At 72.5% G+C, this 12,446-nt stretch carries 14 protein-coding genes; 6 read left to right on the top strand and 8 right to left on the bottom strand.

The genetic code is table 11. The features are described 5' to 3' along the window. Positions 1-410 (bottom strand): NAD-dependent epimerase/dehydratase family protein (locus tag E2E34_RS23330; protein ID WP_244316008.1); only part of this gene is annotated, 410 nt, incomplete at its 3' end. A 226-nt stretch (positions 411-636) separates the two neighbouring features. Here E2E34_RS23330 and E2E34_RS23325 point away from each other — a divergent pair. Then, positions 637-1,332, top strand: coding sequence for a TetR/AcrR family transcriptional regulator (locus E2E34_RS23325; protein WP_138903876.1), 696 nt, complete (start codon positions 637-639; stop codon positions 1,330-1,332). A gap of 181 nt (positions 1,333-1,513) precedes the next feature. Further along, positions 1,514-1,915 carry a subtilase-type protease inhibitor gene (locus E2E34_RS23320; protein ID WP_138903875.1) on the top strand — a complete coding sequence of 134 codons (402 nt, stop codon included), beginning with the start codon at positions 1,514-1,516 and terminating at the stop codon, positions 1,913-1,915. Positions 1,916-1,978: 63 nt separating this feature from the next. On the opposite strand, the gene E2E34_RS35600 is transcribed toward E2E34_RS23320, so the two are convergent. The 5 genes from E2E34_RS35600 to E2E34_RS23300 form a co-directional block, all read right to left on the bottom strand. Next, positions 1,979-2,137: a hypothetical protein gene (locus E2E34_RS35600; protein WP_167518359.1), complete on the bottom strand. Its 159-nt coding sequence runs from the start codon at positions 2,135-2,137 to the stop codon at positions 1,979-1,981. 79 nt (positions 2,138-2,216) lie between these two features. After that, positions 2,217-3,176: a cytochrome c oxidase assembly protein gene (locus tag E2E34_RS23315; protein WP_138903874.1), complete on the bottom strand. Its 960-nt coding sequence runs from the start codon at positions 3,174-3,176 to the stop codon at positions 2,217-2,219. Between the two features lie 107 nt (positions 3,177-3,283). Continuing rightward, entirely contained in the window at positions 3,284-4,309 is a 1,026-nt protein-coding gene (locus tag E2E34_RS23310; protein ID WP_138896665.1) for a 6-phosphofructokinase, read from the bottom strand. Positions 4,310-4,446: 137 nt separating this feature from the next. Then, positions 4,447-5,175 carry a type 1 glutamine amidotransferase gene (locus E2E34_RS23305; protein ID WP_138896664.1) on the bottom strand — a complete coding sequence of 243 codons (729 nt, stop codon included), beginning with the start codon at positions 5,173-5,175 and terminating at the stop codon, positions 4,447-4,449. 31 nt (positions 5,176-5,206) lie between these two features. Then, complete coding sequence (locus E2E34_RS23300) at positions 5,207-6,445, bottom strand: Mur ligase family protein (protein ID WP_138903873.1); 1,239 nt, start codon at positions 6,443-6,445, stop codon at positions 5,207-5,209. A 149-nt stretch (positions 6,446-6,594) separates the two neighbouring features. Between E2E34_RS23300 and def the strand changes: the two genes are divergently transcribed. Continuing rightward, complete coding sequence (gene def / locus E2E34_RS23295) at positions 6,595-7,140, top strand: peptide deformylase (RefSeq protein WP_138903872.1); 546 nt, start codon at positions 6,595-6,597, stop codon at positions 7,138-7,140. Between the two features lie 58 nt (positions 7,141-7,198). On the opposite strand, the gene E2E34_RS23290 is transcribed toward def, so the two are convergent. After that, positions 7,199-7,846: a TetR/AcrR family transcriptional regulator gene (locus E2E34_RS23290; protein ID WP_138903871.1), complete on the bottom strand. Its 648-nt coding sequence runs from the start codon at positions 7,844-7,846 to the stop codon at positions 7,199-7,201. Between the two features lie 159 nt (positions 7,847-8,005). Between E2E34_RS23290 and E2E34_RS23285 the strand changes: the two genes are divergently transcribed. Next, on the top strand, positions 8,006-9,232 hold the full coding sequence (locus E2E34_RS23285; RefSeq protein WP_138903870.1) for an acyl-CoA dehydrogenase family protein: 1,227 nt from the start codon (positions 8,006-8,008) through the stop codon (positions 9,230-9,232). A 68-nt stretch (positions 9,233-9,300) separates the two neighbouring features. Here the strand turns inward: E2E34_RS23285 and E2E34_RS23280 are convergent, their stop codons facing one another. Then, the gene (locus E2E34_RS23280) at positions 9,301-9,792 is read right to left on the bottom strand and encodes a glutathione peroxidase (RefSeq protein ID WP_138903869.1); all 492 of its coding nucleotides are present in this window, start codon (positions 9,790-9,792) and stop codon (positions 9,301-9,303) included. A gap of 239 nt (positions 9,793-10,031) precedes the next feature. On the opposite strand from E2E34_RS23280, the gene E2E34_RS23275 reads away from it, so the two are divergent. Then, a complete protein-coding gene (locus E2E34_RS23275) occupies positions 10,032-11,288 on the top strand; it encodes a metal-dependent hydrolase family protein (RefSeq protein WP_138903868.1) in 1,257 nt (418 codons plus the stop codon). Positions 11,289-11,477: 189 nt separating this feature from the next. Continuing rightward, the coding region (locus tag E2E34_RS23270; RefSeq protein WP_138903878.1) for a hydroxyacid dehydrogenase at positions 11,478-12,446 on the top strand (969 nt) is incomplete at its 3' end.

The following is a 12,446-nucleotide window of genomic DNA, read 5'->3' as shown; positions in this document are numbered from 1 at the left end:
TCGCTGAGGGGTCCGTGTCCGGCGTTGCCGTAGACGGAGGCGGTGGAGGAGAAGAGGAGGTGGTGGACGTTGTGCTCGTCCATGGCGCGGAGCAGGGAGGTGGTGCCGCCGATGTTGGTGTCGTAGTACGGGACGGGGTTGCGGACCGACTCGCTTGCGGCCTTGTGCGCGGCGAAGTGCATGACGGCGTCCACGGAGTGGCGGTCGAAGACGGCTGACAGGGCGCGTCGGTCTCGGATGTCCAGTTCGTACACGGCGCCGACGAAGCGGCCGGCGATGCGTTCCACCCGGGCGAAGACCTGGGGGGTGCTGTTGGAGTAGTTGTCGACGACGATCAGTTCGTAGCCGTGGTCCAGCAGTTCCACGCAGGCGTGGCTCCCGATGAAACCCGCGCCGCCGGTGACCAGCACGGTCGACGGCGTACCCGGGGACCGCGCCGCCCTGCGGGCTGACGCCTCCTGGGGAGGAACCACCGGTTGCGACTCGCTGTGCGTCATGGTCGACGCTCCTGATCGAAACGCGCTGTACGCTGCTGGTGTTCATTTACGACGTATATGTCGACTTTGCTACGGTTGTCCTGCGGAGTCAAGGGCCCGCAGGACCGGCGCAGCGAGCGACGAGCCCCGGGAGGCGGACATGCCGAAGGAGTCGGGCGAGGGCCGCGCCAGACGCGCCGGCGACCGGGGGCGGTACGGGCGGCTGAGCAGGGAACGCGTACTGGCGACGGCCCTGGAGGTGGTCGACCGCGACGGCCTGTCCGGCCTCAGCATGCGCAAGCTGGGCGTCGAACTGGGCGTCGAGGCGATGGCCCTGTACCGGTACGCCCCCAGCAAGGACGCGTTGCTGGACGGACTGGTCGAGGCGTTCTGCCAGGAGCTCCACGAGGACCTGGAACGCGACCCCGCGTCCGAGCGGGCCGACTGGCGCGGCGAACTGCGCCGCGTCGCGCTCGCGACCTACCGTGTCGCTCTGCGCCACCCGCACGTCGTTCCGCTGCTCGCCACCCGCCTGCTGTCCACGCCGATGGCCCGCCGGCCCCTTCCCGTCCTGCGCGTCGACGAGCGCGTCCTGGCGCTGCTGCACGAGGCGGGCCGGAGCGAGCACGAGGCGGTGGAGGCCCACCGGTGCTTCACCGCGTGGCTGCTCGGCTACCTGCTGGTCGAACTGCGGGCCATGGACGACGACCCGAACGAACCCGACCCGGCGTTCCGCCTCGGCCTGCACCGCGTGCCGGCCGCCGAACTGCCGCGCCTGCGCGCCACCGCCGTGGCCATGGCGGGCCGCGGCGGCCCCGAGGGGCTGGTGGCGGGCCTGGACGCCCTGCTGGGCTGAGGCGGACGCCCCGGCCCGGGTGAGACCTTCGCGCCCGCGCGTGTCCGCCGTACGGAGCAGCGGGCGCGCCCGTGCGCGGGACACGGCGGCGCGGCCGCTTGCCGGCGGGCCCGGGCGGCGGTGGCCTGGCTCTCGCCGACACCCAGTCGCCAGGCACCCCAGCCAGCCCAGGAGGTCCCGGATGCGCTCCCCAGTCACCGTCACCGCAGTCGTCCTGCTCGCCCTCGCGGGCGCGGCCCTGCCCGCCCGGGCGGCCGGCGCACCCGGTGAGCCGAAGCCGTCCAAGGGGCTCTTCCTGACGGTCTCGGGATCGTCGAGCACCTGGATGAGGGGCGTGCTCCTGCGTTGCGCTCCGGACCCCTCCGGGCCCCACCCGGACGCCGCCGGCGCGTGCGCCGCGCTCGGCAGGGCGAACGGCGACTTCGACAAGCTGCCGGGGAACCCGCGCGCGTGCACCAAGCAGTACGAACCGGTCACCGTCAGCGCCGCCGGTACCTGGGGCGGAGTCCCGACGGCCTGGCGCAAGACCTATCCGAACGCGTGCGTGCTCGACACCGCGACGGGCCCGGTCTTCCGCTTCTGACCCCGGGCGCCGGGCGTCGTACCGGCGTCGTGCGGTGACGTTTCCGCGGGCGCGCCCGGAGGCTCACCGGCTGCGCGACGCGGCCATCCCCACCGTGACGAGCCCCAGCACGACCCAGCCGAACCACAGCCAGCCGTTGCTGCCGAGTGCCGCCGTGTACGCCGATATGACGACCAGCGTACTGACGGTGAGCACCCCCATCGACTTCGTAGAACCGGGCATGCGCGCCCCCTCCTTCTGATGGAGGGCCATCGTCACCCCTGCGGCGCTCCCGCGCCACTGTGCCGACGTTACCGGCGATCTAGCGCCCGCGCGCCTGGAGCGACGCCAGGTACGCGTTGTACGCCACCAGCTCCTTGTCGCCGTCGCGGTCCGCCGCCCGGTCCGCGCGCCGCGCGACCCGCTGCTCGGACCGGTACCACTGGAAGACCAGCGCGATCAGCACCAGCACCGAGGGGATCTCGGAGAACGCCCAGGCGATGCCGCCCGCCGCGTTCTGGTCGCTCAGCGCGTCGATGCCCAGCGACGCGGGCGGGTTGGCGTACGTGCCGATCATCGGCTGGGTCGCCATCATCAGCGCGATGCCGAAGAACGCGTGGAACGGCATGCCGGCGAAGAGCTCCAGCATCCTCATCACGTAGCCCGGCCGGTGCGGCCCCGGGTCGACGCCCATGATCGGCCAGAAGAAGACCAGGCCGACGGCGAGGAAGTGCACCATCATGCCGATGTGGCCCGGCTTGCTCTCCATCAGGAAGTCGAAGACCGGCGTGAAGTAGAGCGCGTACAGGCTCGCGATGAACAGCGGGATCGTGAACGCCGGGTGCGTGACGATCTTCATGTACCGGCTGTGCAGCAGCATCAGCAGCACCTCGCGCGGCCCCTTGCGGTTCCCGCGTCCCGCCACCGGCAGCGCGCGCAGCGCGAGGGTCACCGGGGCGCCGAGCAGCAGGAGGATCGGCGAGAGCATGCTGATGACCATGTGCTGCACCATGTGGACGCTGAACATGACCATGCCGTAGTCGTTCAGCTTGGTGCACATCACCAGCGCCACGCTCAGCACGCCAACGACGAAGAAGACCGTCCGCCCGACCGGCCAGCCGTCGCCGCGCCGCCGCAGCCGCACCACGCCCCACCCGTAGAGGGCGAGCCCCGCCAGGCAGCCCACCAGGAAGAAGAGATCGGGGGAGAACTCCAGCCCCCGTCCCAGCGTGAACGGCGGCAGATCCATGTTCATGCCGCTGCCGTGCCCGCTGTGATCCATCTGTGTACTCCCGAGGACTGCCCATTCGTAACGGTTGTCCGGTACAGAGTAGAACTGCCCCCGGCCGCGCTCGCGGCCGGGGGCAGTCCGTCAGACAGGCAACAAGATCACAGCACGCACTCGGCCTCGGCGTACCGCTCGCCGGGAACGGTCTTCAGGGTCTCCACGGCCTCGGCCAGCGGCACCATCACGATGTCCGTGCCGCGCAGCGCCGTCATCATCCCGAACTCGCCCCGGTGCGCCGCCTCCACCGCGTGCCAGCCGAAGCGGGTGGCGAGGACGCGGTCGTACGCCGTCGGGGTGCCGCCGCGCTGCACGTGGCCGAGGATGACGGGCCGCGCCTCCTTGCCGAGGCGCTCCTCCAGCTCGACGGACAGCTGCCGGGCCACGCCCGCGAAGCGCTCGTGCCCGTACATGTCCTTGCCGCCGATGTCGAACTCCATGGAGCCCTCGCGCGGCTTGGCGCCCTCGGCGACCACGACGATCGCGAACCGCTTGCCGGCCGAGAACCGCTTGCCGACCAGCTCGGTCAGCTCGCCGATGTCGAAGGGCCGCTCCGGCACCACAATGGCGTGCGCGCCGGCCGCCATGCCGGAGTGCAGGGCGATCCAGCCGGTGTGCCGCCCCATGACCTCGACGATCAGCACCCGCTGGTGCGACTCGGCGGTGGTCTTGAGCCGGTCGAGGGCCTCGGTCGCGACCCCGACGGCCGTGTCGAACCCAAAGGTGACATCCGTCGACGCGATGTCGTTGTCGATGGTCTTCGGTACGCCGACGATCGGCAGCCCCGCCTCGGACAGCAGGTTCGCCGCCTTCAGCGTGCCCTCGCCGCCGATCGGGATGATCGCGTCGAGCCCGAGGTCGGCCACATGGCCGCGCGCCCGCTCGACGCCGTCGCGCAGATGCGCGGGCTGGACCCTGGAGGAGCCGAGAATCGTGCCGCCCCGGGCCAGAATGCCGCCCACCGCGTCGAGGTCGAGCTTGCGGTAGTCGCATTCCAGAAGGCCCCGCCAGCCGTCGTGGAAGCCGATGACCTCGTCGCCGTGGTCGACGACGGCGCGGTGCACGACGGAACGGATGACAGCGTTCAGACCGGGGCAGTCGCCGCCGGAAGTGAGTACACCAATACGCATGCCCGGAATACCTTTGCAACGTGGGCCGGAGACCGGACCACGTCGTCCGGTTGGATCCCCGTCACCCTACTCGCGCGGGGTGACGGGGCCGAACCGGCAGTCCGTCAGCTGGACACCACAAAGGTGTACGAACCGCGTCAGGCCGGCTGCGTCGCCGAGGCGATGCGCTCGGCGCGCAGCGCCTCGTACCAGCGGTCGTCGGTCGGGGGCAGCGCGTTGACGTCGAGGGCCAGCTTCAGCAGCAGGTCCGCGATGAGCGGGTTGCGGGCCAGCACGGGGCCGTGCATGTACGTACCGAAGACGGTGTCGTTGTACGCGCCCTCCGTACCGTCGCCGGTCCCGTTGCCCCTGCCGATGCGCGTCCGGGCGAACGGCCGGGCCGTCGGGCCCAGATGGGTGATGCCCTGGTGGTTCTCGAAGCCCGTCAGCGGCGGCAGGCCGAGGCGCTCGTCGATGTCCCCGAGGACGTCGCCGACGCACCGCTCGCCCTCGCCGCGCGTGCTGACCACGTCGAGCAGCCCGAGGCCCTGCTCGCGCTCGCCGAGGTCGTTGATGAACTCGTGGCCGAGGATCTGGTACCCGGCGCAGACCGAGAAGACGATCGCACCGTTGGAGACCGCGCGTTCCAGACCGCCGTCGCGGCGCAGCCGCTCCGCCGCGAGCCGCTGCGGGCGGTCCTCACCGCCGCCGATCAGGTAGATGTCGCCCGAAGTGGGGATCTGCTGGTCGCTGCGTACATCCACACGGTGGACGTCGAGGCCGCGCTGACGGGCCCGGCGCTCCACGACCAGGGCGTTGCCCTGGTCGCCGTACGTGCTCAGCAGGTCCGGGTAGATCCACACCAGGCGCAGGCTGTTGTCGCTCATGCTTGCTTGTCCTTTTCCGGTGTACGCGGGCCTAGTTGCCGACGCGGCGGCGCAGGTCCTGGAACGCGGTGTAGTTGGCGATCGTCTCGATCAGCCCGGGCGGCGCCAGCTGCACGGCCTCGTCGAGCGTCTCGCAGACCCGGAACTCCAGGTTCGCGACCTCCAGGCGCACGGCGAGGTCCAGCTTGCGGTCACCGAGCACGAAGATCGGGTGGCCCGCCAGCCGGGTGTAGTCGACGTCCCACAGCCAGGAGGTGTCCGTGCCGTCCGCGCCGCGCGCGTTGACGGCCAGGATCACCGGCGTCGGCGGCGGGTTGATGAGGGAAAACGTTTCGAGCCAGCCCGCCGGGTTCTTCGCGAGCAGCAGCCGCAGCTCGCGCTCCTGGAACGCGACCACGTCGTACCGGCCGGCCACCGCCTGCACCTGGTACATCCGCTCCAGCGCCACCTGCGGCGGCACGCCGAACACGGCGGCGACGGCGGCGGAGGTGGCGGCGTTCGCCTTGTTCGCGCGGCCGGGCAGCTGGAGGTGGATCGGCCAGGCCGAACCGTGCGGGTCGACGACGTGGTCGCCGCTCAGCACCCAGCTCGGGGCGGGGCGGCGGAAGCCGCACTCGCCGCAGAACCAGTCGTCGCCGGGGCGCTGCATCACACCGCCGCAGGACGGGCAGGACCAGGCGTCGTCCTTCCACTCCTGGCCCGCCGCCACCCACACCACGTTGGGGGAGGAGGACGCGGCCCAGACGATCAGCGGGTCGTCGGCGTTGGCGATGACGACGGCCTTCGTGCCGGACAGGCCCTCACGCCACTTCTCCGCGAGCATCCGCGTCTCGGCGGCCCGGTCGAGCTGGTCGCGCGAGAGGTTGAGCAGGGCGATCGCCTTGGGCGTCACATCGCGTGCGACCCCGGCGAGGTACTTCTCGTCGACCTCGATCACGCCGTACTTCGCGTCCGAGCCGCCCGCCAGGGCGGACGTGATGCCCGCCGGCATGTTGGCGCCGAGCGCGTTGGAGACGACGGGGCCGCTGGCCCGCAGTGCCTCGGCGATGAGCCGGGTCGTGGTCGTCTTGCCGTTCGTCGCGGACACGAGCACGACGTCGAGATGCTGGGCGAGCCGCCCGAGCAGGTCGGGGTCGAGCTTGAGCGCCACCTTGCCGCCGATCACGGATCCGCTGCCGCGTCCCGCGGCGCGGGACACCGCCGCCGCGGCCTTGCCTGCCGTCACGGCCAGCTTGGCCCGCGGCGACAACGGCTCCGTGTTGCCTGCCATCGTCACTGATCCTCCTTGCATCCGGCGCCGCATTTGCCCCAGGTCCACCGGTCAACGTCGGGGCTCAGCCTATCGAGAACAAGCCGGGCCCCCGCACCCCGGCACCGCCGGGGGCGTCTCGGCCCCCGGTGGAACGTACGCTTGCCGCCATGCGACACCGCCCGATTCCCGGCAGTTCCGGGCTCGTACGACCCATGACACTGCTCGGCGACCCGGCGCTGCACGCGCCCTGCGAGACGGTGAGCGACTTCGGTCCCTCGCTCGTCCGCCTCGTCGAGGACATGTTCGCGACGATGTACGCCGCCGAGGGAGTGGGCCTCGCGGCCAACCAAGTCGGCGTACCGCTGCGCGTCTTCGTCTACGACTGTCCGGACGACGAGGATGTCCGGCATGTCGGTCACATCGTCAACCCACGCCTGGTCGAGGCCGACGGCATCACCGTACGCGGTCCCGAGGGGTGCCTGTCGCTGCCGGGGGTGGAGGCGGGTACGGAGCGGTTCGACCGGGCGGTGGTGGAGGGCGTGGCGCTGACGGGCGATCCGGTGCGCGTCGAGGGCACCGGCTTCTTCGCCCGCTGCCTCCAGCACGAGTGCGACCACCTGTCCGGCCTGGTCTACACGGACCGCCTCACCGGATGGCGCCGGGCCAGGGCCCTGCGGGCGGCGCGGCGCGCGCCCTGGCACGGCCGGCAGTAGGCGGGCTCGCACCTGCCCGGCCGTCTTGGCGCGGTCGGGGCCGGGCTCCGCGCCGGGGCTAGAAGCCGGGGCCGTCCTCGCGGTCGTCCGCGGCGGCGAGCCGGCCCCACAGCAGGTCCGCGAGGCTGGACACCAACTGCTGCCGCGAGCAGGGGCGTTCACCCAGCCACCAGTCGCCGGCCGCGTGCATCATCCCGACGATGCCGTGCCCCCACACCCGCGCCAGCTGCTCGCTGCCCGGCCCCAGGTCGATGCGCTCCGCTATCACCGTGGCCAGTTCCTCCCCGAGCCGGCGCAGCAGCGGCGCCGAGTGGCGGCCGACGTCGAAGCCCTGCTCGGGCTGGTGGGCGTCCTCGGAGGGGTGCATCAGGAACCGGTACACCTCCGGCAGCGCCTCGATCGCGGCGAGGTACGTGTCGAGCGTCGCCTCGACCCGCTCGCGCCGTTCGGCGGGCGCGTCCAATGCGGTGCGCAGGGCCGACAGCAGCGCGTCGGTGTGGCGCTTGGCCAGCGCGCGGTACAGGCCGCCCTTGTCGCCGAAGTGCCGGTAGAGGATCGGCTTGGTGATCCCGGCCTCGGCGGCTATGGCGTTCATGGAAGCCTGCGGACCGTCCCGCAGCACCACGCGGTCCGCCGCTTCCAGCAGCTCCCGCCGGCGCCGTGCGGCAGCGGATCTCTGCTGCTCGTCCGTGTGTGTGGTGTCCATGGTGTTTCTCCCCGCCCAATGCGATTGCGTGACGCCTGGGAAACGTAACACCAAGGCCGTGTGCCGCGCTGCCGCGGTTGACATGGCCTACGCGCCGGTAACAGACTCCGGTTACCGCAAGTAACGCCTGAGCAGTTTGTACGCAGTGCTGGAGGGGACATGGCCGAGTTCACGCTCGAACTCAACGATGACCAGAAGCAGGTCCGCGACTGGATCCACGGGTTCGCCGCCGATGTGATGCGCCCGGCCGCCGCCGAGTGGGACGAGCGTGAGGAGACCCCCTGGCCGGTCATCCAGGAAGCGGCCAAGGTCGGCATCTACTCGCTCGACTTCTACGCCCAGCAGTTCTTCGACCCCACGGGCCTCGGCATCCCCATGGCGATGGAGGAGCTCTTCTGGGGCGACGCGGGCATCGGCCTGTCCATCGTCGGTACGGGCCTCGCCGCCGTCGGGGTCCTCGCCAACGGCACCGAGGAGCAGATCGGCACCTGGATCCCGCAGATGTACGGCGACACCGACGACGTCAAGGTCGCCGCCTTCTGCTCCTCCGAGCCGGACGCCGGGTCCGACGTCTCCGCGATGCGCACCCGCGCCGTCTACGACGAGGCCAAGGACGAGTGGGTCCTGAACGGCACCAAGACCTGGGCCACCAACGGCGGCATCGCCAACGTCCACGTCGTCGTCGCCCTCGTCGACCCGGAGCTGGGCTCCAAGGGCCACGCCTCGTTCATCGTGCCGCCGGCCACGCCCGGCCTCTCCCAGGGCCAGAAGTTCAAGAAGCACGGCATCCGCGCCTCGCACACCGCCGAGGTCGTCCTGGAGGACGTCCGCGTCCCCGGTCACTGCCTGCTCGGCGGCAAGGACAAGCTCGACGAGCGCCTCGCGCGGGCCCGTGAGCGCGCCCGCAAGGGCGGCGAGCGGGTGAAGAACGCCGCGATGGCCACCTTCGAGGCGTCCCGCCCGGCCGTCGGCGCGATGGCGGTGGGCACCGCCCGCGCGGCGTACGAGGTGGCCCTGGACTACGCCAAGACCCGTGAGCAGTTCGGCCGCCCGATCATCGACAACCAGGGCGTGGCCTTCCAGCTCGCCGACATGCGCACCCGGATCGACGCGGCGCGGCTCCTGGTGTGGCGCGCCTCGTGGATGGCGACGACGGGCAAGCCGTTCGACGCGGCGGAGGGCTCGATGTCCAAGCTCTTCGCCAGCGAGACGGCCAAGGAGGTCACCGCGCAGGCCGTGCAGATCCTCGGCGGCAACGGCTACACGCGCGAGTACCCGGTGGAGCGCATGCACCGCGACGCCGCGATCTACACGATCTTCGAGGGCACCAGCGAGATCCAGCGCCTGGTCATCGCCCGCACCCTGTCGGGCATGCCCATCCGCTAGCCGGCCGCCGCGCGCCACGTGCCGCGGGCGCCGTTCCCCGGGCCGGGGGACGGCGCCCGCGTGCGTCGTCAGGCGGAGGGGAGCTGCGCCTCGATGGCCGCGACGACCTCGGCGGCCTCCGGCTCGACGCGCGGACGGAACCGGCCGACGACCTCACCCTTGGCGCTGACCAGGAACTTCTCGAAGTTCCACTGGACGTCCCCGGCCTCGCCCGCCTCGTCCTTCGCGGCGGTCAGCTCGACGAACAGCGGGTGGCGGTGCTCCCCGTTGACCTCGATCTTCTCCAGCAGCGGGAACGTCACGCCGTACGTCGCCGAGCAGAAGGTCCCGATCTCCTCCGCGCTGCCCGGCTCCTGGCCCGCGAACTGGTTGCACGGTACACCGAGGACCGTGAAGCCCCGGTCCTCGTACGTCGTCTGGAGCCGCTCCAGGCCCGCGTACTGCGGCGTCAGTCCGCACTTGGACGCCACGTTGACCACCAGCACCGCCTTGCCCTCGTAGGCCGCCAGCGTGGTGGGCTCGCCGGTCAGGGTGCGCAGGGGGATGTCGTACAGGCTCATCGCCGTCTCCTCGGGATGGGGGCGGCCGGTCACGGCCGGCCGTCGGTCACTGCTCCGTACTGTTCCAGAGTCCGGGCGCGGCGCGGCCGACGGCCCTGCCTTCCGTGTCCGCGGGCCCTCAAGGGCGCCGCCGGATCGGCCGACGACGCTTGTACCACCGTGTGGTGGCGCCGCGCGGCTCTCCCGGTTCCGGGCGCCGTCGCGGCGGCCATTCTCGTCGCCTGGGAAGGAACCGCGCCATGACCGGCCGCAGCACCCCCGTACTCCTTCACAACGGACTCCTCATCGACGGCACCGGAGGCGAGCCGGTCGCGGACGGGGCGGTGCTCGTCGAGGACGGGCTCGTCCGCTGGGCCGGCCCCCGCGCCGAGCTGGACGCGCGGCCGCGGACCGCGGCGCCGGCCCGCCGCGTCGACGTACGCGGCCGGACGATCCTGCCGGGCTTCATCGACTGCCACGTGCACATGGCATCGCCCGGCGGCGCCCTCAGCCACGCCGAGATCGCCGCGATGCCCGCCTCCCTGCGGGTCTTCCTCGCCGCGCCGCGCATGAAGCTCACCCTCGACGCCGGCGTCACCACCGCCCGCGACCTCGGCGGCGCGGACGCCGGCCACCGCGAGGCCGTCGAGTCGGGCCTGATCCCGGGGCCCCGCCTGCTCGTGGCGGTCGCCATGCTCAGCCCCACCGGCGGCCACGGCGACTTCCGGGCGGCCCACGACAACGGCGCGAACGACCCCGTCATGGGGCGGCTCGCCGACGGCGTCACCGGATGCCGCAGGGCCGTGCGCGAAGTGCTCCGCCAGGGCGCGGACTGCGTCAAGATCGCGGCCACCGGCGGGGTGTGGAGCCCGACGGACCAGCCCGGCGACGAGGGCTTCCTGGAGGACGAGATCCGTACGATCACCGAGATCGCCGCCGGACACGGGGGCCGGAAGGTGGCCGCCCACGCCCAGGGGCGCCGCGGCATCCTCAACGCCGTGCGCGGCGGCGTCGCCAGCGTCGAGCACGGCTACGAGATCGACGACGAGGCCATCGACCTGATGCTGGAGCGCGGCACGTTCCTGGTGCCGACGCTCACCACCGCGAACACCGACCCCGACCCCCAGAAGGCGGCCGGCTGGGCGTACGCGAAGAAGAAGCACTGGCAGGCCGTCGCCCGCCAGCACGTCCCGCACGCCGTCGCGCGCGGCGTGCGCGTCGCCATGGGCACCGACTGCGGCATCGCGGAGCACGGCACCAACCTGCGGGAGCTGGAGCACCTCGTGGCCTGCGGGATGACGCCGATGGGCGCGATCCGCGCCGGGACCGCCGAAGCCGCCGAACTCCTCGGCCTGGCCCACGAGATCGGCACCCTCGAAGCCGGGAAGCGGGCCGACCTGGTCGTCGCCCGGGGCAATCCGCTGACCGACATCACGGCCCTCGGCAGGCCGGGCGACGTCCTGCTCGTCATGAAGGACGGCGTCGTGTTCAAGGACCTCGACGGACTCATGACCTGACCCGGGCCCGCACCGCCCGGCGCCCGGCGAGCGGCCGCCGCCCGGTCACCGGATCCGGTACGGCGGCGAGTGGTTCCGGCAGTTCGCGGGCATGACGCCCGGATCCGGCCGGCGCGCCCGCCGGTCCAAGGAAAGGCGGACCGCACCGTGTCACCCTCGACGTCACCCCGGCTCACGGCGCTCGTCGCCATGCGCCGCGACGTGGCCGCACTGGCCCTGCTCCCCGGGGTACGGGCGCGGCTGGCCGCCCGCTTCGACGTACCGGACCTGGTGGTCGACGACTTCGGCCGCCCCGGGGCGCGCGAGGCCCTGTCCCGTACGGAGGTGCTCATCACCGGCTGGGGGTGCCCGCCGGTCGACGTGGGGGTGCTCGCCGCCGCCCCGCGCCTGCGGGCGGTCATGCACGCGGCCGGCTCCGTCAAGCACGTCCTGGCCCCCGAGGTCTGGCAGCGGGGCATCACCGTCTCGTCGGCGGCGCCCGCCAACGCCGGGCCGGTCGCCGACTACACGGTCGCCGCGATCCACCTCTCGGCCAAGCGGGCGTTCCGGTCGGCGGGGGAGTACCGGGCGGGCCGGCCCCGCGACCTGACGGTGTCCCCGCGGACCGGCTTCCTGGACCGGACGGTCGGCATCGTCGGCGCGTCGAGGACCGGGCGGCTGGTGCTGGAGCGGCTGGCCGGTACGGGAGTGCGGCTGCTGGTGCACGATCCGTACCTGGCGGCGGCCGAGGCGTCCGCGCTGGGCGCCGAACCGGTCGGCCTGGACGCCCTGTTGACCGGCTCGGACATCGTCTCGCTGCACGCGCCGCTGCTGCCCGCCACCCGCCACCTCGTCGACGCCCGGGCGCTGGGGCTGCTGCGGGACGGCGCGGTGCTCGTCAACACCGCGCGCGGCGGCCTCGTCGACACGGAGGCGCTGACGGCGCACTGCGCGCGGGGGCGGATCGACGCCGTACTGGACGTCACCGACCCGGAGCCGCTGCCGCCGGGGCACCCGCTGCTGCGCCTGCCCAACGTGCTGGTCACGCCGCATGTCGCCGGGGCCATGGGCACGGAGGTGCGGCTGCTGGGCGAGTTCGCGGTGGCGGAGGCCGAGCGGTTCGCGGCGGGCGAGCGGCTGCTGGGAGAGGTACGGGCGGAAGACCTGCCCCGCCTCGCG

It is taken from the genome of Streptomyces albidochromogenes (assembly GCF_005981925.1).
GTDB lineage: Bacteria > Actinomycetota > Actinomycetes > Streptomycetales > Streptomycetaceae > Streptomyces > Streptomyces albidochromogenes.
Note: the sequence above shows the minus strand (reverse complement) of the source record. Positions and strands in the feature narration are given on the sequence as shown.